This window comes from Qipengyuania sp. SM2512 (genome assembly GCF_054954005.1).
In genome coordinates this window covers 3,016,795-3,039,291 of the sequence record NZ_CM143134.1, presented here as the reverse complement: position 1 = coordinate 3,039,291, position 22,497 = coordinate 3,016,795, and the positions used below count along the sequence as shown (strand labels likewise).

At 66.8% G+C, this 22,497-nt stretch carries 19 protein-coding genes; 14 read left to right on the top strand and 5 right to left on the bottom strand.

Annotated elements, in window-relative coordinates; genetic code table 11:
• Positions 1–139: 139 nt before the first annotated feature.
• The 6 genes from ACQ5J0_RS14915 to ACQ5J0_RS14890 all read left to right on the top strand — a co-directional run bounded on the left by ACQ5J0_RS14915 (position 140) and on the right by ACQ5J0_RS14890 (position 8,292).
• Positions 140–2,158, top strand: a complete 2,019-nt coding sequence (locus ACQ5J0_RS14915) for a 2-oxoacid:acceptor oxidoreductase subunit alpha (RefSeq protein ID WP_462568365.1) — start codon at positions 140–142, stop codon at positions 2,156–2,158.
• The gene (locus tag ACQ5J0_RS14910; protein ID WP_462568364.1) at positions 2,155–3,186 is read left to right on the top strand and encodes a 2-oxoacid:ferredoxin oxidoreductase subunit beta; all 1,032 of its coding nucleotides are present in this window, start codon (positions 2,155–2,157) and stop codon (positions 3,184–3,186) included. Before ACQ5J0_RS14915 ends, ACQ5J0_RS14910 begins: the two co-directional genes overlap by 4 nt.
• A gap of 68 nt (positions 3,187–3,254) precedes the next feature.
• A complete protein-coding gene (locus ACQ5J0_RS14905; protein ID WP_462568363.1) occupies positions 3,255–4,247 on the top strand; it encodes a metal-dependent hydrolase in 993 nt (330 codons plus the stop codon).
• 111 nt (positions 4,248–4,358) lie between these two features.
• A complete protein-coding gene (locus ACQ5J0_RS14900) occupies positions 4,359–5,753 on the top strand; it encodes a cryptochrome/photolyase family protein (RefSeq protein ID WP_462570135.1) in 1,395 nt (464 codons plus the stop codon).
• A 38-nt stretch (positions 5,754–5,791) separates the two neighbouring features.
• Entirely contained in the window at positions 5,792–7,093 is a 1,302-nt protein-coding gene (locus ACQ5J0_RS14895) for a class I SAM-dependent methyltransferase (protein ID WP_462568362.1), read from the top strand.
• Positions 7,090–8,292 carry a serine hydrolase domain-containing protein gene (locus ACQ5J0_RS14890; protein ID WP_462568361.1) on the top strand — a complete coding sequence of 401 codons (1,203 nt, stop codon included), beginning with the start codon at positions 7,090–7,092 and terminating at the stop codon, positions 8,290–8,292. Before ACQ5J0_RS14895 ends, ACQ5J0_RS14890 begins: the two co-directional genes overlap by 4 nt.
• Positions 8,293–8,313: 21 nt before the next feature.
• Here ACQ5J0_RS14890 and ACQ5J0_RS14885 read toward each other — a convergent pair whose 3' ends face one another.
• The 3 genes from ACQ5J0_RS14885 to purF all read right to left on the bottom strand — a co-directional run bounded on the left by ACQ5J0_RS14885 (position 8,314) and on the right by purF (position 10,968).
• Positions 8,314–8,667 (bottom strand): PilZ domain-containing protein, encoded by a 354-nt coding sequence (locus ACQ5J0_RS14885; RefSeq protein ID WP_462568360.1) that lies wholly within the window; start codon positions 8,665–8,667, stop codon positions 8,314–8,316.
• 103 nt (positions 8,668–8,770) lie between these two features.
• A complete protein-coding gene (locus ACQ5J0_RS14880; protein ID WP_462568359.1) occupies positions 8,771–9,496 on the bottom strand; it encodes an SDR family NAD(P)-dependent oxidoreductase in 726 nt (241 codons plus the stop codon).
• Positions 9,496–10,968 carry an amidophosphoribosyltransferase gene (gene purF, locus ACQ5J0_RS14875; RefSeq protein ID WP_462568358.1) on the bottom strand — a complete coding sequence of 491 codons (1,473 nt, stop codon included), beginning with the start codon at positions 10,966–10,968 and terminating at the stop codon, positions 9,496–9,498. Before purF ends, ACQ5J0_RS14880 begins: the two co-directional genes overlap by 1 nt.
• A gap of 216 nt (positions 10,969–11,184) precedes the next feature.
• On the opposite strand from purF, the gene ACQ5J0_RS14870 reads away from it, so the two are divergent.
• The 8 genes from ACQ5J0_RS14870 (at position 11,185) to ACQ5J0_RS14835 (ending at position 20,147) form a co-directional block, all read left to right on the top strand.
• Positions 11,185–12,426 carry a lipoprotein-releasing ABC transporter permease subunit gene (locus ACQ5J0_RS14870; RefSeq protein ID WP_462568357.1) on the top strand — a complete coding sequence of 414 codons (1,242 nt, stop codon included), beginning with the start codon at positions 11,185–11,187 and terminating at the stop codon, positions 12,424–12,426.
• A complete protein-coding gene (locus ACQ5J0_RS14865) occupies positions 12,419–13,093 on the top strand; it encodes an ABC transporter ATP-binding protein (RefSeq protein WP_462568356.1) in 675 nt (224 codons plus the stop codon). Before ACQ5J0_RS14870 ends, ACQ5J0_RS14865 begins: the two co-directional genes overlap by 8 nt.
• A gap of 49 nt (positions 13,094–13,142) precedes the next feature.
• Positions 13,143–13,421 (top strand): hypothetical protein, encoded by a 279-nt coding sequence (locus ACQ5J0_RS14860; RefSeq protein WP_462568355.1) that lies wholly within the window; start codon positions 13,143–13,145, stop codon positions 13,419–13,421.
• A gap of 10 nt (positions 13,422–13,431) precedes the next feature.
• A complete protein-coding gene (locus ACQ5J0_RS14855; protein WP_462568354.1) occupies positions 13,432–13,911 on the top strand; it encodes a glutathione peroxidase in 480 nt (159 codons plus the stop codon).
• 49 nt (positions 13,912–13,960) lie between these two features.
• Entirely contained in the window at positions 13,961–14,290 is a 330-nt protein-coding gene (locus ACQ5J0_RS14850) for a hypothetical protein (RefSeq protein ID WP_462568353.1), read from the top strand.
• A 72-nt stretch (positions 14,291–14,362) separates the two neighbouring features.
• Positions 14,363–17,863, top strand: coding sequence for a DNA polymerase III subunit alpha (gene dnaE, locus ACQ5J0_RS14845; RefSeq protein WP_462568352.1), 3,501 nt, complete (start codon positions 14,363–14,365; stop codon positions 17,861–17,863).
• Positions 17,864–17,906: 43 nt separating this feature from the next.
• Positions 17,907–19,505: a long-chain fatty acid--CoA ligase gene (locus ACQ5J0_RS14840; protein ID WP_462568351.1), complete on the top strand. Its 1,599-nt coding sequence runs from the start codon at positions 17,907–17,909 to the stop codon at positions 19,503–19,505.
• A gap of 210 nt (positions 19,506–19,715) precedes the next feature.
• Positions 19,716–20,147, top strand: coding sequence for a DUF1330 domain-containing protein (locus ACQ5J0_RS14835; protein WP_462568350.1), 432 nt, complete (start codon positions 19,716–19,718; stop codon positions 20,145–20,147).
• Between the two features lie 137 nt (positions 20,148–20,284).
• Here the strand turns inward: ACQ5J0_RS14835 and ACQ5J0_RS14830 are convergent, their stop codons facing one another.
• Positions 20,285–21,394, bottom strand: a complete 1,110-nt coding sequence (locus ACQ5J0_RS14830; protein WP_462568349.1) for a PA0069 family radical SAM protein — start codon at positions 21,392–21,394, stop codon at positions 20,285–20,287.
• 38 nt (positions 21,395–21,432) lie between these two features.
• On the bottom strand, positions 21,433–22,467 hold the full coding sequence (locus ACQ5J0_RS14825; protein WP_462568348.1) for a sodium:calcium antiporter: 1,035 nt from the start codon (positions 22,465–22,467) through the stop codon (positions 21,433–21,435).
• Positions 22,468–22,497: the final 30 nt, after the last annotated feature.

Genomic DNA, 22,497 nt, shown 5'->3' with positions numbered 1-22,497 from the left:
TCGTTAAGGCTTTGCCAGCCGCGATTTTGTCGTCGGCGGAGAAAAACTTGATTGCGGGAGCAGGGGGCGGCTCCTACGTCCCGGCTCCCGACAGACACCTGCGCCAGAGACGGGAGGGCGCGCGATAAGGAATTTCCGGATGGCTACTGCCGCCACCGCGCCGCAGGACGGCATTTCAGACACTCCCGAAGCCGTCGTGGTCCGCTTCGCCGGCGACAGCGGCGACGGCATGCAGCTGACCGGGGGACAGTTCACCCTGTCCACCGCGCTCGCGGGCAACGATCTGGCGACCTTCCCCGACTTCCCCGCCGAGATCCGCGCGCCCACCGGCACGCTGTTCGGCGTCTCGGCCTTCCAGATCAATTTCGGCAGCCGCGAGATCAACACCGCGGGCGACGCCCCCGACGTGCTGGTGGCGATGAACCCGGCGGCGCTCAAGGTGAACATCGCCGCGCTCAAGCCGGGCGGGCTGGTGATCGCCGACACGGGCGCCTTCACCAAGCGCAATCTCGACAAGGCGCATTACGATTCCAACCCGCTGGAAGACGGCAGCCTCGCCAAGTTCGACCTGCTCGCCTTCGACATCAGCGAGAAGACGATCGAGGCGGTCAAGCCCTACGGGCTGGGCAACAAGGATGCGCTGCGGTCCAAGAACATGTGGACGCTGGGCCTCGCGCTGTGGCTGTTCGACCGCGACCGCGCTCCGATCCATGACTGGCTGAAGAACAAATTCCGCCGCGCACCCGATATCGCCGATGCCAACATCGCCGCGCTCGACGCCGGTCACGCCTATGGCGAGACCGCCGAGCTCTCGGGCCCGCTCAAGCAATTGCACATGCCGCCGGTGCCCAGCGAACCGGGCCTGTACAGGACGGTGACGGGGGCCGAGGCGGTCTCGCTCGGGCTGGTGGCGGGCGCGCAGCTGGCCGAGTTGCCGATGTTCTTCGGCGGCTATCCGATCACGCCGGCCTCCGCGATCCTCCACCACCTCGCGCGGCTCAAGGAGTTCGGCGTCACCACCTTCCAGGCGGAAGACGAGATCGCCGCGATCTGCGCCGCGATCGGCGCGAGCTATGCCGGCAGCCTGGGCGTCACCAGTTCCTCGGGTCCGGGCATCGCGCTCAAGACCGAGGCGATGGGTCTGGCGATCATGACCGAGCTGCCGCTGGTGATCGTCAATTCGCAGCGCGGCGGCCCCTCGACCGGCCTGCCGACCAAGACCGAGCAGAGCGATCTCTATCAGGCGGTCTACGGCCGCAACGGCGATGCGCCGATGCCGGTGATCGCCGCGCGCAGCCCGTCGGATTCCTTCGAATGCGCGATCGAGGCCTGCCGGATCGCGGTGCAATACATGACCCCGGTGATGCTGCTGACCGATGGCTATATCGCCAATGCCGCCGAGCCGTGGAAAGTGCCCGACCCGGCGACCTTCACGCCGTTCCCGGCCGAGTTCCTGACCGAGCCGCGCGGCGAGCAATTGCTCCCCTACAAGCGCAACGCAGTCGGCGCGCGCCCCTGGATCAAGCCCGGCACGCCCGGCATGATGCACCGCATCGGCGGAATCGAGAAGCACGAGGAAACGGGCAATATCGATTATTCCCCCGACAACCACCAGCGCATGACCGATCTGCGCAAGGCCAAGATCGAGACCATCCCGGTACCCGATCAGGAGCTCGCGCTGGGCGAGCCCGGCGGGACGCTCGCGGTGGTCGGCTGGGGTTCGACCTACGGGCCGATCCTCCAGGCGGTGCGTCGCAGCATCGCCAAGGGCCGCAAGGTGGCGCATATCCATGTCCGCCACATCTGGCCGCTGCCCGCCAATCTGGGCGAGCTGCTGCGCGGCTTCGACCATGTGCTGGTACCCGAGATGAACACCGGCCAGTTCAAGACCGTGCTGCGCGACCAGTATCTGGTCGATGCCCGCCCGCTGACCAAGACCAGCGGCCAGCCGTTCCAGATCGCCGAGCTCGAAGCGGCGATCGAGAAATATTTCGACGGCATCGAAAGCAATGAAGGCGGCGTAGTCCCCGTCAACGAGCAGCAATTGCCCAATCTGGAATCCGGCCACGACGATGGCAGCCAGCCCGATGCGCCCTTCCACGGCGACGGGGCCGCGTTGCCGGGCACCGGAAATCCGAACAAGGCCGTAAACCAATGAACGACATGACCCCCATCACCACCACGCTCAAGGACTGGGAAACCGACCAGGAGGTCCGCTGGTGCCCCGGTTGCGGCGACTACGCGATCCTCAAGGCGGTCCAGCGCACGCTGCCGCAGCTGGGCTGCGATCCCAAGAACACCGTGTTCGTCAGCGGGATCGGCTGTTCGAGCCGCTTCCCCTATTACATCGAGAGCTACGGCTTCCACACGATCCACGGCCGCGCGCCCGCGGTGGCAACGGGGATCAAGCTCGCCAATCCGGAACTCGACATCTGGCTGGTCACCGGCGACGGCGACGGGCTGTCGATCGGTGGCAACCACATGATGCATGTGCTCCGGCGCAATGTGAACATGCAGATCATGCTGTTCAACAACGAGATCTACGGCCTCACCAAGGGCCAGGCCTCGCCCACCAGCCGCGAGGGCACGCGCTCGCCCTCGACCCCGCTGGGCAGCTACGACCACCCCGCCAAGCCCGCCGCCTTCGCGCTGGGCAGCGGCGCGCGCTTCGTGGCGCGCGGCTTCGACGTGTCGAAGAAGCTGCCCGAAGTGCTGATCGCCGCGCATGCCCACAAGGGCGCGGCCTTCATCGAGATCTTCCAGAACTGCATCGTCTACAACAAGGACGTGTTCGACGATTTCGCCGCGCCCAAGGGCGCCGAGGATCGCCAGCTGTGGCTGGAAGACGGCGAGCCGATGCTGTTCGCGGGCGGCACCAAGGGTCTGGCGCTCGACACCGTGAACCTCGCGCTGGCCGTGGTCGATGTCACCGATCGCGACTGGCAGGCGGCGGGAGTGGTGGTCCACGACGTGCGCAACCGCTCGCTGGCGCATATGCTGGTCGAGATGCCCTTCGGTCCCTTCCCGATGGCGCTGGGCGTGCTCTACGACCATCCGCGCCCGACCTACGAGGATGCGGTGATCGCCGAGCGCGCGCAGGCGAGCGAAGGCAAGCAGCCCGACCTGGCGAAACTGCTCGGCACGGGCCAGACCTGGACCGTCGATGCGGCGGGGGAGCCGGTCTAGGTTTGGTTGCGCGCTTAGGCGAATAGGGGCTTCCGCTTTGCGTCTTCGCGTCTTAGCGCGAACCCCATATGGATAATCTCACCCATTCGCTCGTCGGCGCGCTGATCGGGCAGGCGGGGCTCAAGCGCAAAACCGGGCTCGCCATGCCCGCGTTGATCATCGGCGCGAACATCCCCGATATCGATGCCGCCTGCTTCTTCTGGCTCGACGGGGCCGAGCATCTCGGTTTCCGCCGCGGGATCACCCACGGGCCCATCGCGCTGGTGCTGCTGCCGCTGCTGCTCGCAGGAGGGTTGTGGGGATACGACCGCTGGCAGGCGGGGCGCGGCAAGCGGCCCGACAAACGGCTGCCGGTGCGTTTCGGCTGGCTCTATGCGCTCAGCCTGCTCGCCTGCCTCTCGCATCCTGCGCTCGACTGGCTCAACGTTTACGGCATCCGCCTGCTCGAGCCCTTCTCGAGCACCTGGTATTACGGCGACGTCCTGTTCATCATCGATACCTGGCTGTGGCTGCTGATGGGCTTTGCGACCTGGTTCTCGCTGCGGCGCGAGAAACGCGGCGGCGAGTGGCGGCGCCCGGCGCGGATCGCGATTGGCGTGGCGCTGGCTTATATCGGCATGAACGGATGGATATCGAAGACAGCCTCCTACGATGTAGGACGTGAGGCTAGTGTGGGGACAACGACCGAGCACGGTATCCACGTGATCGCCAGTCCGGTTCCACTCGCATTCTGGGAGCGGGAGACAATTCGGTCTGAACTGGCTTTCGGAGATCAGGGGGCACTTGGTCCCATTTATCACGTGGGACGCTGGTCTGTGCTGGGAAAAGCTAGCGACGAATCGCCGATGCCGCAGCAACCATGTGCTTGGCTTGACGATGCTGCCAGCGGAGAGGAGGCCGATGCCTTCCTCTTCTGGTCGCGCGCGCCTTTTGCCGAACGCGCGCCCGACGGTTCGGTCCTGCTCCGCGATGCGCGGTTCTATGATCCGCGCGCGCGTGACCGCTTCTCGGTCGCGCTGCCCGATGTAGCGTGCGAACCTCTAGCCAATCCGTCACCCTGAACTCGTTTCAGGGTCCATTCTTCCTCTCGCTCAACCTGAGTTGGCCGAAAAATGGATGCTGAAACAAGTTCAGCATGACGGGGTTGGTATGAGGTAGTTTGGAGAAGAGTTATCGCGAAGCCCCACATCGTCTGGCTGCGGCGCGACCTGCGCCTCGCCGACCAGCCGGCGCTGCATGCCGCGGCGCAGGCGGGGCCGGTGATCCCGGTGTTCGTGCTCGACGACGAGCGCGCGGGCGACGACGCCTATGGCGGCGCGGCGCGCGTCTGGCTGCACCATTCGCTTGGCAGCCTGTCGCGAAGCCTCGGCGCTCGCCATTCGCGGATCGTGCTGCGCTGGGGCGATGCGCCGCAGATCCTCGCCGCCATCGCCGCGCAGACCGGCGCGGCTTCCATCCATGCGATCCGCCATTACGAACCGTGGTGGAAGGAAGCCGAGGACGAACTGCGCGACGCGCTGGGCGAGGATGCCGCGCTCAGGCTCTACGACGGCAATTACCTGCTCCCGCCGGGCGCGGTTATCACCGGGTCGGGCGATCCCTACAAAATCTACACGCCGTTCTCGAAGTCCATGCTCGAGCGGATGCCGCCGCGCGACACGCTGGATGAGCCCGATACCATTTCTTCGCCGGAGAACTGGCCCGAGAGCGATTCTCTGGACGATTGGGACCTGCTGCCGACCGAGCCCGACTGGGCGGGCGGGATCCGCGATTTCTGGCGCATCGGCGAGAGCGCGGCGCATGAGCGGCTGGCGGAGTGGAGCGAGTCGGTCGCGGAATACGACGAGGCGCGCAATCTGCCCTCCACCGACGGTTCGAGCCGGCTGTCGCCGCATCTCCATTGGGGCGAGATCGGCCCGGCGCAGGTCTGGCACGCGCTCAAGGGGCGGCGCGGGCAGGGCTGGCATACCTTCGCCAAGGAGCTGATCTGGCGCGACTATGCGCAGAACGTGATCGACCAGTTCCCCGACTATGGCCGAGAAAGCTACCGCGAGGGCTATGGCGCGGTGTGGCGCGATCCCGACAGCGATTCCGCTGCGGCTGACGATCTGCGCGCCTGGCAGCGCGGCATGACCGGCTATCCCATCGTCGATGCCGGTATGCGCCAGCTCTGGCGCACCGGCTGGATGCACAACCGCGTCCGGATGATCGCGGCCAGCTTCCTGGTGAAGCACCTGCTGATCGAATGGCGCGCGGGCGAGCGCTGGTACTGGGATTGCCTGGTCGATGCCGATTACGGCAACAACGGCGTCAACTGGCAGTGGATCGCGGGCACCGGTGTCGACAGCAACATGTTTGTCCGGATCATGGCCCCGCTGACCCAGAGCGAGAAATTCGCCGCGGGCGATTACATCCGCGAATTCGTTCCCGAACTGGCGCACCTGTCGGACGCCGAGATCCACGATCCGCCCGATGGCAAGCGGGGCCGATATCCCGCACGGATGATCGAGCACAAGGCCGCGCGAGAGCGGGCGCTCAACGCATATCGGGACAGCCGGGGCGAGTAGCTTGCCTGTCGCGCCGCACCGCGCGATAGGGTCCGCCAATGGATATGCAGACGACCCGGGCGAATGGCGCGACGCAGCGAGTCGACCGGGGCGGGGACCGCGGGCAGGAACTGCTCGATGGCGCGCAGCGCTTCGCACGCAGGCCCGGCTGGTTCGCCCGGCTGACCGCGCCGGCGCTGGGCAAGCTGCTCGACCGGATCGACGCCGCACTGACCGAAGGCACCATCCACGGAACGCTGCCCGACGGGTCGCCGCGGACCCTTGGCGGCCGCGCGCCGGGGTTCGAATGCACGGTCGAACTGCGCAGCTGGAACGCGCTGGTGCGGCTCGCTTCCAACGGCTCGGTCGGCTGGTACCAGGCCTGGGAAGCGGGCGAATGGTGGAGCCCCGATCCGGTGCCGCTGTTCGCTTTGTTCATGCAGCATGCCGAGCGGCTGGGCGACACCGGCCGCGCCAAGGGGCCGTTCCGCCAGGCGCTCAAGCTGGCGCATCTGGTCAACCGCAACACCCACGCCGGCGCGCAGAAGAACATCGCGGCGCATTACGATCTCGGCAACGATTTCTACGCCCGGTGGCTCGACCCGACGATGAGCTATTCCTCCGCGCTCGCTCTGGACGATGGCGATCTGGAAGCGGGGCAGCGGCGCAAATGGGGCGCGCTCGAGCGGCGCCTGGGCACGCCAGGGCAGGTGCTCGAGATCGGCTGCGGCTGGGGCAGCCTCGCGGGGCACCTGGCGCAGCGCGGCGCGCAGGTGACCGCGATCAGCCTTTCCGCCGAACAGCTCGACTGGGCGCGCGCGGAGCATCCGAGCGGGGTCGATTTCCTTATGCAGGATTACCGCGACACCGACGGGCGCTACGACGCGGTGGTCAGCGTCGAGATGGTCGAGGCGCTGGGGCGCGAATACTGGCCGACCTTCATGGATTGCCTCGCGCGCAATCTGAAGCCCGGCGGGCGCGCGGCGATCCAGTATATTGCCATGCGCGACGATCTGTTCGAGGCCTATGCCGCGAGCGCCGATTTCATCCAGGCCTATGTCTTTCCCGGGGGGCTGCTGATCCGCACCAGCGAGTTCCGCGAGCTGGCGGTGCAGCGCGGGCTGCGCTGGACCGATCAGGTGGATTTCGGCCAGGACTACGCCGAGACGCTGAAGCTCTGGCGCGCGCGATTTGACCGCGCGGTCGCCGAAGATCGCCTCCCGGCGGGGTTCGACCGGGGCTTCGTCGAATTGTGGCGCTATTATCTGATGTATTGCGAGGGCGGGTTCCGCGGGGGCGGGATCGATGTCCACCAGGTCACTTTGATCAACGAGAACGAGAACGAGGGAGAGAACCGATGAGGATGCGGATGATTTCGAGCGGGCTGGCGGCGATGCTGCTGGCCTCCTGCGCCACGGTGGAGCCGGATGGCCCGGCCGCGGATGGCGCGATGCTGCCCTCGGGCGACGCCGCGGTGCTGCGCATGCCGGCGGCCGAGCCCGCGCCCGAGGAGCTGCAGGTGCTGTTCTGGGACGAGGCGACCCGCTCTGCGCGGTTCCGCGACATGGAGAGCTGGTTCGCCGGCCACGAGGTCGCCGCCGCTGCCGATCCGCGCGCGCTGCCCGCCGGTGCGCCGCTACCCGCAGCGCTCGCCGCGGAGATTCGCAGCACCATGGCAGCGACCGATGCGGTCGGGGTGATGGTGCTGCAGGCCGGCGCGGTCCGCTTCGAGGAATACGCTCCCGGCTTCGATGCCGAGCAGCGCTGGACCAGCTTCTCGGTCGCCAAGAGCTTCACCTCGACGCTGCTCGGCGCGGCGCTGCGCGACGGGCATATCGCCAGCCTCGACGATCCGGTGACGCAATATGTCCCCGGGCTGGTCGGCTCGGCCTATGACGAGGTCTCGGTCCGCCAGCTCGCGACCATGACCTCGGGAGTCGCCTGGAACGAGGATTACAGCGATCCCGCCAGCGATGTCGCGCAGCTCAACCGCTTCGTGCTCGAGCACGGGCCCGATGCCATCGTCGCCCAGATGAAGGCGCTTCCCCGCGAAGCGCCCCCGGGCGAGAAATGGGTCTACAAGACCGGCGAGACCAATCTGCTCGGCCTGCTGGTCGAGAACGCGGTCGGTATGTCGCTGGCGGGCTATGCCAAGGAGAACATCGTCGATCCCGCCGGATTCGCGGGCGATCTGTTCTGGATGACCGATCCGCGCGGCGGCAATGTCGGCGGCTGCTGCCTGTCGCTGCGGTTGGCAGACTACGCGCGCTTCGGCCAGTTCGTGCTCGAGGGCGGCGGCGAGCAGGTTCCCGTCGGCTGGTTCGGCGAGGCGGGCGCGCAGCAGGTCGATTTTGGCGGCCAGGGCTTCGGCTATGGCTACCAGTGGTGGACCTATCCCGGCGGCAATTTCGGTGCGCAGGGAATCTTCGGTCAGTCGATCACGCTGGTGCCCGAAAAGGATATGGTGGTGGCGATCGTCAGCAACTGGCCGACCGCCAGCAGCGGCGATCTGCGGCGCCGCTGGCTCGGGATCACCGCGAAGCTCGCGGCGCTGGAATAGGCCGGAACTGCGGCGGCGGGGTCAGGCCTCGTCGCCGCGATACCGCGCGACGATGTCGTCGTGGACGATCGGGCTGAGCAGTTCGGTAAAGGCGCAGCCGACCGTGCAGTCCTGCCACCACACCACCTGCGCCTGCATCGATTGCAGCCCCGGCAGCGTCAGCCAGCAGAGCTGGCCCTCGTGCATCCGGTTGATCGCCGCGGCGGAGAAGCCCGAGATCGACAGGTCCTGCACGAAGGTGCGGAAGCCGCGCCCTCCCGACGCGCGCAGCTGCGCCGGGATGGCCAGGCGGGTGCGCGGTCCGCAGCGGTCCTCCTGCGCGGCGCGCTGATAGCTGGCGGGAGAAATACTGCTCCGAAATGCGTCGGTGTTCATGGCTGCCCGTCCTCGATTCCCGTGGCGGGCAGGCGGATCGGTCCGCCCCCACAGCCGGCGCGATTGTCTCCCACGATGCTTGCGGAATCGCTAGCGCCGCTGGTTAACCGGGCTCGGCCACCCGCTCGCGGTGGGCGGTCTCGTAGCCGTTAACCACCAGTTCGACGATCCGCGCGGCGACGACACCCGGTTCCTTGACCGTCTTGGGATCCTCGCCGGGATAGGCCTTGGCGCGCATCGCGGTGCGCGTGGCGCCGGGATCGAGGATCGCGACGCGGATATTGCCGATCTTCTCGACTTCGCGCCCGTAGGACTCGAGCAGATTGTCGAACGCCGCCTTGGTCGCGCCATAGGCCGACCAATAGGCGCGCGGATCGGCGCCGACGCTGCTGGTCAGGCCGATGACGCGGGCTCCCTCGGCGCGTTTGAGCAGCGGATCGAAGGCGGCGAGCAACGCCTGGGTGGCGAGGATGTTGACCGTTACCGCCCTGCCGAATTCCTTGCGGTCGATCTGCGTGACTGGGCTGAGTGAAGGCAGGTAAGCGGCGGAGATGACGAGGATGTCGAGCACATCCCAGCGGGTCGAGATCGCCTGTGCGAGCCGGGCGATCCCGTCGCTTTCCTCGAAATCGACGGGGGCGATGGTGGCGCTGCCGCCGGCCTCGTGGATGCGGTCCTCGACTGCTTCGAGCGAGCGGACGTCGCGCCCGGTTAGCACCACATGCGCACCCGCTTCGGCCAGCGCCAGCGCGCTCGCCGCGCCGATACCCTTGCTCGCGCCGGTCACGAGCGCGGTTTTCCCCGCGAGCGGCTTCGCCTGCTGCGTCATCAAGCGACCTTTCCGACCGGCAGAGAGAGCTGGCCCTGGGCATCGTCGCGCTTGGCGAGATCGGTGAGCGAGGTGGGATAGTCGCCGGTGAAGCAGGCATCGCAGAACTGCGGGCAGGCGGCGTTGCGCGGCTTGTCGCCCACGGCGCGGTACAAACCGTCGATCGAGACGAAGGCGAGGCTATCGGCTTTGATGAACTGACGCATCGGCTCCAGATCCATCCGCGCGGCGAGCAGCTTGGAGCGTTCGGGCGTATCGACCCCGTAGAAGCAGCTGTGCGCGGTGGGCGGGCTGGCGACGCGGAAATGCACTTCGGTCGCGCCGGCATCGCGCATCATCTCGACGATCGAGAGGCTGGTGGTGCCGCGGACGATCGAATCGTCGATCAGCACGATGCGCTTGCCCGCCACCAGCGCGCGATTGGCGTTGTGCTTGCGCTTGACCCCGGCGTGGCGCGCGCCGTCCGAGGGCTGGATAAAGGTCCGCCCGACATAATGCGAGCGGATGATCCCGAGCTCGAAGGGCAGGCCCGATTGCTGCGCGTAGCCGATCGCCGCGGGCACGCCGCTGTCGGGGACGGGAACGACCAGATCGGCCTCGCAGGGGCTCTCGACCGCCAGCTGCGCGCCGATCGCCTTGCGCGCCTCGTAGACGCTGCGACCGGCGAAGATGCTGTCGGGGCGACTGAAATAGACGTGCTCGAAGATGCAGGGCCGGGGCGAATGCGTGCCGAAGGGGTGGAGCGAATCGACATTGCCGTCGAAATCGACCTTGATCAGCTCGCCCGGCTCGACCTCGCGCACCAGTTCGGCGCCCATCACATCGAAGGCGACGCTCTCGCTGGCGAAAACCGTGGCATCGCCGATCCGGCCCATCACCAGCGGGCGGATGCCCAGCGGGTCGCGGCAGGCGATCATCCCCACCGGGGTCATGACGATCAGCGCATAGGCGCCCTCGAGCAGGCGCAGCGCATCGACCAGCCGGTCGGTGATGGTGGGGTAGCGGCTGGTGGCGACGAGGTGGATGATGACCTCGGTGTCGCTGGTCGACTGGAAGATCGAGCCGCGCCGCACGAGGTCTTCGCGCAGGGTTCCGGCATTGGATATATTGCCATTGTGCGCGACGGCAAAGCCGCCGCCAGCCAGATCGGCATAGAGCGGCTGGACGTTGCGCAGTCCCGCGCCGCCGGTGGTCGAATAGCGGACATGGCCCGCGGCCATGGTCCCCGGCAGTTCGGCGATCGCGTCCTGGCCGGAGAAATTGTCCGCCACATGGCCGAGCCCGCGGCGGCTGTAGAATTCCGTGCCGTCGAAAGAGGTGATGCCGACCGCTTCCTGGCCGCGGTGCTGCAGCGCGTGCAGGCCCAGCGCCGTCGCCGCGGAGGCATCGGTGGCGTTGATGGCGCCGAACACGCCGCACTCTTCGCGCAGTGTGTCGCCGTCCGCATCGTGGAAGGGATGGGTGAGGTTCATCGCTCGCCTATATGGGGTGGCCGCCGGGCCGTCCGCTCGGGGGTGCCAATGGCGATGTTACGCGCCGATTACAAGGCCAGCGCGACGGGCCGTGCATGATCGGCTTCACCTCGGCCGCGGAGAAGCCGGAGCGGCTCACGCCGGGATTTCATTGCAGCGAAAGGAAAGCCTCCCTAGAGCGCTGCTCTCCTGCAACCGCCCGGCGAAACCCCGATCTTGCTGCTTTCCCCTTTCGAATGGACCATCGCCAAGCGCTATTTGCTGCCCGGCAAGAGCGAGGCCTTCATCGCGCTCGTCGCCGGGATCTCGGTGGGCGTGGTGATGCTGTCGGTCGCGATGCTGGTCATCGTGATGAGCGTGATGAACGGGTTTCGCGCCGAACTGCTGGACAAGATCGTCGGGCTCAACGGCCATGCCATCGTCCAGGCCTATGGCGGGCGGATGGACGATTGGGAGGATATCCTCGAACAGGTGCGCTCGACCCCCGGCGTGGTCGAGGCCTCGCCGCTGATCGAGCAGCCGCTGCTGACCAGTTTCAACGGCCGGGTCGAGGCGATTCTGGTACGCGGCAACACCGCGCAGGACATCGCCGATATGGCTGCCAAGGTGGTGAGCGGCGATATCGGTGCGCTGCGCCCGGGTTCGAACAACGTCGCGATCGGCGTGCGGCTGGCGCAGAACATCGGCGCGCGGGTCGGCGACACGATCACGATCATCAACCCGCAGGGCCGCTCGACGCCTTTCGGGACGGTGCCGCGTCAGGTCGGCTATACCGTCGCGGCGATCTTCGAGGTGGGGATCTACGAATACGACCAGGCCTTCGTCATGATGCCGATGGCGGATGCGCAGACGCTGCTGCTGATCGGCGATACGGTGGGCATGATCGAGGTGACGGTCGACGATCCCGACCGGGTGGGTGAAATCCTCGCCCCGGTCGCGCAGGCGGTCGCGGGCAGGGCGGTGGTCTCCGACTGGAAGACGATCAATTCCACCCTGTTCGAGGCGCTGCAGGTCGAACGCGTGGCGATGGCCTTTGCGCTCAGCTTCATGGTGCTGGTCGCCGCCTTCAACATTCTCTCCAGCCTGGTGATGCTGGTCCGCGCCAAGACCCGCGACATTGCGATCATGCGCACCATGGGAGCGACGCGGCGTAGCCTGCTCAAGATCTTCGTCACCACCGGCTTCACCGTCGGCGCGATCGGTACGGTGGCGGGGCTGATCCTGGGCACGATCGTGCTGTATTTCCGCCAGCCGATCGTCGAGTTCATCGGGCTGGTCACCGGGCAGGATCTGTGGGACCCCGAAGTGCGCTTCCTCTCGACGCTGCCCGCGCAGGCCGATCCGGTCGAGATCGCGCTGATCGTGCTGCTGGCGCTTGGGCTGAGTTTCCTCGCCACGCTCTACCCAGCGCTCAAGGCCTCGGGCACCGATCCCGTACAGGTGCTTCGCTATGAATGAGCCGGTTCTCGAATTGCGCGGGCTGACCCGCAGCTTCGAACAGGGCGGGGTGCGGATCGACGTGCTGCGCGGGGTCGACATGGCGATCCAGCCGGGCGAGATCGTTGCATTGCTCGGCCCCTCGGGCTCAGGCAAGTCGACGCTGCTCCAGGCGGTCGGGCTGCTCGAAGGCGGTTTCGGCGGCGAGATCCGCATCGCGGGCAAGCCGGTCGACCAGAAGGACGCGCATGCGCGCACGCTGCTGCGCCGCGACCATCTCGGCTTCGTCTACCAGTTCCACCACCTGCTACCCGATTTCGACGCGCGCGAGAACGTCGTCCTGCCGCAGATGATCGCCAACCGCTCGCGCGAGGATTCGCTGGTCCGGGCCGAGGAACTGCTGACCGCGCTCGGGCTCGGCCACCGGCTGACCCACCGGCCCAGCCAGCTCTCGGGCGGCGAACAGCAGCGCGTGGCTGTCGCGCGGGGCCTCGCCAATCGCCCCAAGCTGGTGCTGGCGGACGAACCCACGGGCAATCTCGACGAGGCGACCAGCGACAAGGTGCTGGCGCAATTCCTCGAACTGGTCCGCGGCGAAGGCAGCGCGGCGCTGGTTGCGACTCACAACGAGCGGCTGGCGGCGAAGATGGACCGGGTGCTGCGGCTGCACGAAGGCCGGCTCGAATGACGGACCCGCTTGGCGGGTGGGGCGTTGGACCGACAACAAGGAGCATTGCATGACCGATCACCCGAGCACCTACAACGCCCGCGATACGCATCGCGAGGGCATCCAGTGGGACGACCGCGCCTCGCTGCACCAGGTCGGCGAGAACAACGGCCTGTTCGACAGCGCCAAGGGATTGCGCTCCGGCACCTTCGCGGAAATAATCCGGCACATGATGAGCATGCCTGCCGAAGAACGCAGCGGCTATTACATCGAAAAGGCCGGCGACCGTGAATACCGCGCGGAAGAGGTGGCCGCACTGGCCCAGCGCCCAGACTTTCCCCGGACCTGAGCGCGCGATCATGACCACGATTGCCGATTTCACCGTCATCACCAACCGCGGCGAGCCGCTCGATCTGGCGCAGAAGCAGGGCAGCGTCCTGCTGGTGGTCAACACGGCGAGCAAATGCGGTTTCACCCCGCAATATGACGGGCTGGAAGAGCTCCACCGGAAATTCGCCGATCGGGGGTTCGAGGTGCTCGGCTTTCCCTGCAACCAGTTCGGCGGTCAGGAACCCGGCGATGCGGACGAGATCGCGCAGTTCTGCAAGGTCAATTTCGGCGTCACTTTCCCGCTGATGGAGAAGGTCGATGTCAACGGATCCGAGACCAGCCCGCTGTTCGACTGGCTCAAGCGGGAGGCCAAGGGCGTGCTGGGTTCGAAGGCCATCAAGTGGAATTTCACCAAATTTCTGATCGATCGCGACGGCAAGGTGGTTCGGCGCTATGGCCCCAGCGACAAGCCTGCGGCGATCGCGGCGGATATCGAAGCGCTGCTCTGACCGCAATTAGCCGCCGCCGGGAAACACCGGGTCGCTGCAGGAGAATTCCATGCTCGAAGCCGCCAAAGAATGGCTCCTGTCGCTCGGCGCGCAGTACAATGTGAACCCCTATGTTTTCGGGGCGATCTACGTCGGGGCGATACCGTTCTTCCTCGCCTCGATCGCTTGGCTGGTGAAGCGCGCGCGCGCCGGGCGCTCGACCGTGCTGCCCACCATGCTGGCGGGGTTCTTCTTCGTTTCCGCCTATATCTATCTGGCGATCTTCGGGCAGGACATCCCGCTGTGGGTGTGGATCTTCCTCGCCGCGCTGGTGCTCTACGGCGCGTGGTCGACGGTGCGCGATACGCGTCGCAAGATCCGGGCCGCCGACGAAGTCTAGCTCTCGCTGGCGATGCCGGAAAACCACCGCCGCTCCCTTGGCTAATCGGCCCGGGCAGCGCATATCCGGCCCATGAGTTTTGCCCCCTTCGTACCGCTGCGCGTCCTCTCCGCCTATTCCATGCTCGAGGGCGCGATCGAGCCCAAGGCGATGGCGAAGCTGGCCAAGGAACGCGGTTTTCCCGCGATCGCGCTGGCGGATCGCAACGGGCTTTACGGCGCGGTCATGTTCGCCAAGGCCTGCCTCGACGAGGGCATCCAGCCGATCATCGGCACGCTGCTCGGAGTTGCGCGCGCGCGGGATGACGGATCCACCGGCAAGCAGGTCGATTACCTCCCGCTCTATGCGCAGGACGAGACCGGTTACGACAATCTGTGCCATCTCGTCAGCAAGGCGCATCTCGAGCGCCCGCTCGAATTCGAGCCGCATGTCCTGCTCGAGGATTTCGAGGGCCGCACCGAGGGGCTGATCGCGCTCACCGGCGCGAGCGAGGGGGCGGTGACTCGCCTGCTCGCCGAGAGTCAGGCCGGCCACGCCGAACCCCTGCTCGACCGTCTGCAGGCGCTGTTCCCGGACCGGCTCTATATCGAGCTCGCGCGCCGCGGCGATCCGGTGGAGATGGCCGCCGAGGAGGCGCTGATCGCGCTCGCCTATGCGCGCGGCCTGCCCTTGGTCGCCACCAACCCCGCCAATTACGCCGAACCGCATATGCACAAGGCGCATGACGCCATGCTCTGCATCGCCGGATCGACCCATGTCGATGCCGAGGACCGGCTGCGCTCCAACCCCGAAAGCTTCGTCAAATCGGCGAGCATGATGGAGGAAGGTTTCGCCGACCTGCCCGAGGCGGTGGCCAACACGCTGGTGGTGGCGCAGCGCTGCGCCTTTGCGCCGCCCAACCGCGCGCCGATCCTGCCCAGCCTCGCGGGCGATGTCGAGGGCGAGGCGCGGATGCTGGCCGCCGACGCGCGCGCGGGGCTGGAGGCGCGGTTGGCGCCCTATGGCGCGATGAGCGAGGAGGAGCGGCGCATCTATTTCGACCGGCTCGATTACGAGGTCGGGATCATCAACCAGATGGGTTTCCCCGGCTACTTCCTGATCGTGGCCGATTTCATCAAATGGGCCAAGGAGCAGGATATCCCGGTGGGCCCGGGGCGCGGTTCGGGCGCGGGCTCGGTGGTCGCCTGGGCGCTGACCATCACCGATCTCGACCCGCTCAAGCTGGGCCTGCTGTTCGAGCGCTTTCTCAACCCCGAGCGCGTGTCGATGCCCGACTTCGACATCGACTTCTGCGAAACCCGCCGCGGCGAGGTGATCCGCTACGTCCAGGACAAATACGGCCACGACCACGTCGCGCAGATCATCACCTTCGGCAAGCTCAAGGCGCGCGCGGTGCTGCGCGACACCGGGCGGATCCTGCAGATGAGCTACGGCCAGGTCGACCGGCTGTGCAAGATGGTGCCCAACCATCCGACCGATCCCTGGACGCTGCCGCGCACGCTCAACGGCGCCGCCGATTTTCGCCGCGAATACGAGAACGACAACGACGTGAAGCGGCTGGTCGATCTCGCGATGCAGCTCGAAGGCTTCCCGCGCAATTCCTCGACCCATGCAGCGGGCGTGGTGATCGGCGATAGGCCGCTGGCGCAGCTTGTCCCGCTCTACCGCGATCCGCGCTCGGACATGCCGGTGACCCAGTTCGACATGAAGCATGTCGAGTCGAGCGGGCTGGTGAAATTCGACTTTCTCGGACTCAAGACGCTCTCGGTGCTCAAGAAGGCGACCGACCTGCTGGAGAAGCGCGGGGTCAGCATTGACCTCGCGCTGCTCGAACTCGACGATCCGGCGGTCTACGAGCTGATGAAATCGGGCCACACGGTCGGCGTCTTCCAGCTCGAATCCGAAGGGATGCGGCGCACGCTGACGGCGGTGAAGCCGACCAATTTCGGCGACATCATCGCGCTGGTCTCGCTCTACCGGCCTGGGCCGATGGACAACATCCCGCTGTTCGGAAAGCGCAAGGCGGGCGAGGTGCCGATCGAATACCCGCACCCCAAGCTCGAAGAGATCCTCGCCGAGACCTACGGCATTTTCGTCTATCAGGAACAGGTGATGCAGGCCGCGCAGATCCTCGCGGGCTATTCGCTCGGCGATGCCGATCTGCTGCGCCGCGCGATGGGCAAGAAGGTCCAGGCCGAGATGGATGCGCAGCGCCAGCGCTTCGTCGACGGCTGCAAGACCGTCTCGGGGATCGAGGCGAAGAAGGCCAACGAGCTGTTCGATTTGATCGACAAATTCGCGGGCTACGGCTTCAACAAGTCTCACGCCGCCGCTTATGCACTGCTCGCCTATCAGACCGCCTGGATGAAGGCGCATTACCCGGAGGAATTCTTCGCCGCCTCGATGTGTTTCGACATGCATCAGTCGGAAAAGCTCGCGGTCTTCGTCGACGATGCCCGCCGTTCGCCGCTGCGTCCCGGCGGGGTGACGATCGCGCCGCCCTGCATCAACGCCTCGGTCGCCGAATTCGGGGTCGAGCAGACCGACGACGGCTATGCGGTGCGCTATGCGCTTGCGGGCATCCGCAACGTGGGCGGCAAGGCAATGGATGCGATCTGCGCCGAGCGCGAGGCTTCCGGTCCGTTCGAGAGCCTGTCCGACCTGTTCGGACGGCTCCCCAAGGGCTCGATGAATTCGCGCCAGCTCGAGGCGCTGGCCTGCGCCGGCGCGCTCGATTCGCTCGAGCCCAATCGGGCGAAGGTCTACGAGAATGCCGACCTGCTGCTGGCGGTCGCCGATGCCGCCGAGCGCGAGCGCTCGAGCGGGCAGGCGGCGCTGTTCGGCGGCGAGGAGAGCCGGCAGGGCGAGAGCCTGCGGCTCAAGGATGTCGAACCCTGGCCGCGCGCGACCATGATGGCGCATGAGCGCGACAATTTCGGCTTCTATTTCTCCGACCATCCGGTCCAGGCCTGGCGGCAGGTCGCCTCGGCCAATGGCGCGCGCAGCTACGCCTCGTTGATGACCGGCGGGGCACCTGCCGGCGGGCGCGCGCCCGCGGTGATGGCGGCGATGATCGAGAAGGTGAACAAGGGCACCACGCGCCGCGGCAAGCCCTTCGTCCGCGCCGATTTCTCCGATGCCTCGGGCCAGTTCAGCGCCGCCTGTTTCGAGGAGAGCCTGGTCGAGAACTTCCTGCGCTGGGCAGAGGACCAGACCTGCCTGCTGCTCCAGGTCGAGCTCGACAGCCCGAGCTCCGACGAACCGCCGCGGATCACCGTGCGCGGCGGGGTGCCGCTCGAGCAGGTGTCGAGCAGTGCCCGGATGACGCTCAGCCTCGAAGTTACCGAAGAAGCGGGCTTGGCTGCCTTGCAGCTGGAGCTCGGCGAGAGCGGGGGCACGGGCGAGGTCATCGCCACGCTGCGCACCGGACTGGCGATCGAGCCCACGCTGAAGCTGGGCAGCACCTTCAAACTCGACGGCGAACTCGCCGAACGCTTGGCAAGCGTCCCTGGGCTTGCCAATGTGCATCTGACCACGCGGCGCGGGGGGAGCCATCTCCGTCTCGTCGCCTGAACGCATGCCCACCAACGGGCAGCAATACGGGAGAGAGATGCGAATGTCGGGAGCCATGCAGGACTGGACCATGCGGGTGACGCATGTGATCGATCACGCCGCACGCGAAGCGGGAACGCGCGAGATCGTGACCCACTGGGCCGATGGCAGCGAGACGCGCACCGACTGGGAGGGCATTCGCCGCGACGCGCTCAAAATGGCGCAGGCGCTGCAGGCGCTTGGCGTAAAACCGGGCGACCGCGTCGCCAGCCTGGCGATGAATCATTCGCGCCATCTGGTCAGCTGGTACGGCGTCGCGGGGATGGGCGGGGTGCTGCACACGGTGAACCCGCGCCTGTTCGAGGACCAGCTCGACTACATCGTCAACCACGCCGAGGATAAGGTGCTGTGCTACGACGCGGCGTTCCAGCCGATCGTGGACATGATGAAGGACCGCTGGACCACGATCGAGCACTATATCTGCTACGATTCGGGCGAGTACGCGCCGGCTTTCGAGGACTGGATCGGCGCGCAGGACGGCGATTTCGCCTGGGTCGCGGGCGACGAGCGCGACCCCTGCATGCTGTGCTACACCAGCGGCACGACCGGCCATCCCAAGGGGGTCCTCTACGAGCATCGCTCGACCGTGCTTCACGCGCTGGCCGGGCTCCAGCCTGCGGCGTTCAATTTCAGCGCCTCGAGCGTGATGCTCCCGGTGGTGCCGATGTTCCATGCGGCGAGCTGGGGCCTGCCCTATGCGGGCGCGATGGCAGGGATCAAATTCGTGTTCTCCTGCGTCAACGATCCCGCGGTGCTGTGCGAGCTGATGGAGCGCGAAGGCGTGACCGACAGCGCCGGGGTCCCGACGGTCTGGCTTGCGACCTTCCAATATTGCGACAGCACGGGCAAGGATCTGCCCAAGCTCAAGGCCGCGACTATCGGCGGCTCGGCCGCGCCGCGCTTCATGATCGAGCGGCTGATGAAGAACGGCACCCGCGTCCAGCACGCCTGGGGGATGACCGAGACCAGCCCGATCGGCACCGTCGGCGGCCCGACCCACGACTGGGACCAGCTCAGTTTCGCGGAGAAGGTGGACAAGACCGCGATGCAGGGGCGCCCGACCTTCGGGGTCGAGCTGCGCACCGTCAGCCTCGACGATCCGACCGAGGTCCTGCCGCGCGACGGCGAAAGCTCGGGCGCGCTGCATATCCGCGGGCCCTGGGTGATCCGGCGCTACTACAAGGCCGAGAAGGACGCGCTGCTCGAAGGCGGCTGGTTCGACACCGGCGATGTCGCGATCCTGCACCCGGACGGCACGATGCAGATCACCGATCGCACCAAGGATGTGATCAAGTCGGGCGGCGAATGGATCAGCTCGGTCGAGCTCGAGAACGCCGCGGTGGGCCATCCCGCGGTCGCCGAGGCCGCCGCAATCGGTATCGCGCATCCCAAATGGGACGAACGCCCGGTGCTGTTCGTGGTCAAGAAGGCGGGCCAGGAGGTGACCGGAGGCGAGGTGATCGAATTCCTCGCCGACAAGGTCGCCAAATGGTGGCTTCCCGATGCGGTCGAATTCGTCGACGACATCCCCCACACCGCGACGGGCAAGATCAGCAAGAAGGATTTGCGCGATCGGTTTGCCGAGTATCGGCTGAAGGAGTGAATTTTTCGCGCAAAGACGCGAAGACGCGAAGGCGTAATCGGCGCTCTTCCCCTTACTCTTCGTCACCCCCGCGGAGGCGGGGGTCCAGCTGGCCTTGACACTACGTGGCGAAGTCAGCTGGACTCCCGCCTGCGCGAGAATGACAGGAATTGTTGGCAAGCCCTTTGCGTCTTGGCGCGATTCTTCATCAATAACTGCCGGAGACCCTGAATGACCGAAACCTATATCGACCCCAGCCGCACCAATTTCGACGCCTTCAAGGACCTGCCGCGCGACCGGCCGATCCACATGCTCAACCTGCTGCAATATCGCGACGCGGCGGAGTATCCCGAGGGCCACGCGCATGCCGGCAAGGGCTGGAGCGGCCGACGCGCCTATCGCGAATACGGCACGACCTCGGGCCCCATCTTCAAGCGCGTGGGCGGCAGCATCGTCTGGCGCGGGCTGTTCGAGACCGTGGTGATCGGCCCCGACGCGATGCGCTGGCACGACGGCTTTGTGGCACAGTACCCCACCGCGGGCGCCTTCCTCGAAATGGTGACCGATCCCGAATACCAGAAGGCAGTGGTCAACCGCACCGCCGCGCTAGCCGACAGCCGCCTGGTGCGCTTCCAGCCCGGCGAGGCGGGCGAGGGATTCTAGACGCTCCGTCCTTCCCTCGTCATTGCGAGGAGCGCAGCGACGAAGCGATCCATGGCGCAGGGCTGCGGACTGCCGGTCCATGGATTGCCGCGCAGCCTGCGGCTGCTCGCAATGACGAGGGTGGACATGGCGGCCCGCTACAACAACCGCATCTGCCCGCCGACTTCCGGCGCCCGGAAGCGCGAACAATCCAGCTCGAACTTCCCCTTGCCGATGCCGGCACGCTTGCAGGCGAGGTGGAAGCGGGCGCGGAAGAGGTCGGCCCAGACGCCGGTGGGTTTCATCCGGGTGAAGAAGTTGGGATCGTTGTCCTTGCCCCCACCCTCGTTGGCGCGGATCGAGCGGACGATGCTCATCACCTTGTCGCCGCGCTCGGGGAAGTGGACGCTCAGCCATTCGCGGAACAGCGGCGCGACCTCGTGCGGCAGGCGGAGCGGGATCCAGCCGCAGCTCGCGACACCCGCAGCCGCGGCCTGCCGGACGATCTCCTCCATGAACTCGTCGGTGATCGCGGGGATCACCGGGGAGATCGAGCAATGGGTCGGCACTCCCGCGGCAGCGAGTTTACCGAGCGCCGCCAGCCGCTTGGCGGGCGAGGCCGCGCGCGGTTCGAGCTTTCCCGAGAGCGCGGGATCGAGGCTGGTCACCGAGATCGCTACCGCCACCAGCCGCTTTCGTGCCATCTCCTCGAGCAGGTCGAGATCGGCGAGCACCCGGTCGGATTTGGTCGTGATCGTCACCGGATGGCGCGCATCGAGGCAGACCTCGAGCAGCGCACGGGTGATCTTGTAGCGGTTCTCGATCGGCTGGTAGGGATCGGTGTTGGTCCCCATCGCGATCGGCTTCGGGCGGTATCTGGGCTTGGCCAGCGTGGCGCGCAGCAATTCGGCGGCGTCGGGCTTGGCGAACAGCTGCGTTTCGAAATCCAGCCCCGGCGACAGGTCGTGATAGGCGTGGGTGGGGCGCGCGAAGCAATAGACGCAGCCATGCTCGCAGCCGCGATAGGCGTTGACCGAACGGTCGAAACCGATGTCGGGCGACCGGTTGAACGACAGGATCGTCCTGGGCCGCTCCTCGGTCACCTGCGTGCGCAGCTTGACGGGCGGGCCGCCCTCGCTCTGCGCCAGCGCCTCCATGTGATCGCGCCAGTCGCCATCGGCCTCGCGCGCCGCGAGCCCGAAGCGGGTCGGCACGCTGCGCGATTGCGCGCCGCGACCGGCAACAGGCGACTCACTGCTTTGCTCCATGCGTAGAACATACACGGAACAAACGCCGTGGTCGAGCCTCAACCCAGCATGATCTGCAGTGCCGCGCCGCCTGCCCATATGCCCAGCAGCAGCACCGATTCCCAGCCGATCCCGCCCGGTCCCTGCCGTTCGCGGCGGAGCAGGCCCGCCAGCAGCACGGCGGTCATCACCAGCACCAGCGCCATCCAGAACACCGTGCGATCCGAGATGGCGTTGTAGATGCTGCCGTCGGAATAGGCGACGTCGCTGGGGGCGATGAACAGCGCGTCGAACATGTTGCCGCCGATGATCCCGCCGATTGCAAGCTGGAGCGCGCCGCGGCGGACCGCGGCGATCGTGGTCACCAGTTCGGGGAGAGAGGTGACGATCGCGGTCCCCAGCGCCCCCACCACCCCTTGCGAGATGCCGAACCGCTGCGACAGTTCGATCCCGGCCTCGCCCACCAGCCAGCCGGTAAAGCCCACCACGACCACCAGCGCGGCGAACCTTGCGCCGATCAGCCACAGCGAGCGATGGTCGGTCGCCTCGTCGTCGTCTTCGTCGCGGGTGTCGTCGGTCTGGCGGGGGAGCCACATCGGATGCTTGTGGGTCTTGTGGGCACCATGCAGTCCGACGATATACACGCCGACCAGCAGCGGGGTCAGCGGGTGAACCCCCAGGATGGTATAGGGCGGAGCGGCCCATGCCATGATCGGCAGCGTCACGAGGATGATCAGCGTTGTCGCCTGTCCCAGATTGACCGGGCTGGCGGCGGCGTGTTCGAGATTGACCTTGCGGTAGAAGATATCCGCCAGCGCGAGGAACATCGTCTGCGCGGCGATCCCGCCCATCGCGTTGGCGACGCTGAGATCCGCAGCCCCGCTGGCGGCGGTGCTGGTCGAGGTGACGATGCCAGCGATGCTCGTGCCCGCGCCCAGCAGCACCGAGCCGATCAGCGCCTCGCCGAACCGCGTGCGGTCGGCGATCGTGTCGGCATAGCCGGCCATCTTGGTGCCGAGCAGCGCGATGACCAGCGCACAGCCGGCAAAGATCAGGCAGACCGTCGTCGTCGAAGAGGCTTCGATTGCGAGCAACCTTTCCCCCGGTGGCGTGGCCCCAGCGCT

Coding starts and splice junctions, on each gene's coding strand:
- ACQ5J0_RS14890 (WP_462568361.1), top strand. CDS start 7,090: ATGAGGATGCGGATGATTTCGAGCGGGCTGGCGGCGATGCTGCTGGCC.
- purF (WP_462568358.1), bottom strand. CDS start 10,968: ATGAACCTCACCCATCCCTTCCACGATGCGGACGGCGACACACTGCGC.
- ACQ5J0_RS14915 (WP_462568365.1), top strand. CDS start 140: ATGGCTACTGCCGCCACCGCGCCGCAGGACGGCATTTCAGACACTCCC.
- ACQ5J0_RS14910 (WP_462568364.1), top strand. CDS start 2,155: ATGAACGACATGACCCCCATCACCACCACGCTCAAGGACTGGGAAACC.
- ACQ5J0_RS14880 (WP_462568359.1), bottom strand. CDS start 9,496: ATGACGCAGCAGGCGAAGCCGCTCGCGGGGAAAACCGCGCTCGTGACC.
- ACQ5J0_RS14840 (WP_462568351.1), top strand. CDS start 17,907: ATGTCGGGAGCCATGCAGGACTGGACCATGCGGGTGACGCATGTGATC.
- ACQ5J0_RS14895 (WP_462568362.1), top strand. CDS start 5,792: ATGGATATGCAGACGACCCGGGCGAATGGCGCGACGCAGCGAGTCGAC.
- ACQ5J0_RS14835 (WP_462568350.1), top strand. CDS start 19,716: ATGACCGAAACCTATATCGACCCCAGCCGCACCAATTTCGACGCCTTC.
- ACQ5J0_RS14885 (WP_462568360.1), bottom strand. CDS start 8,667: ATGAACACCGACGCATTTCGGAGCAGTATTTCTCCCGCCAGCTATCAG.
- dnaE (WP_462568352.1), top strand. CDS start 14,363: ATGAGTTTTGCCCCCTTCGTACCGCTGCGCGTCCTCTCCGCCTATTCC.
- ACQ5J0_RS14830 (WP_462568349.1), bottom strand. CDS start 21,394: ATGGAGCAAAGCAGTGAGTCGCCTGTTGCCGGTCGCGGCGCGCAATCG.
- ACQ5J0_RS14850 (WP_462568353.1), top strand. CDS start 13,961: ATGCTCGAAGCCGCCAAAGAATGGCTCCTGTCGCTCGGCGCGCAGTAC.
- ACQ5J0_RS14905 (WP_462568363.1), top strand. CDS start 3,255: ATGGATAATCTCACCCATTCGCTCGTCGGCGCGCTGATCGGGCAGGCG.
- ACQ5J0_RS14855 (WP_462568354.1), top strand. CDS start 13,432: ATGACCACGATTGCCGATTTCACCGTCATCACCAACCGCGGCGAGCCG.
- ACQ5J0_RS14860 (WP_462568355.1), top strand. CDS start 13,143: ATGACCGATCACCCGAGCACCTACAACGCCCGCGATACGCATCGCGAG.
- ACQ5J0_RS14865 (WP_462568356.1), top strand. CDS start 12,419: ATGAATGAGCCGGTTCTCGAATTGCGCGGGCTGACCCGCAGCTTCGAA.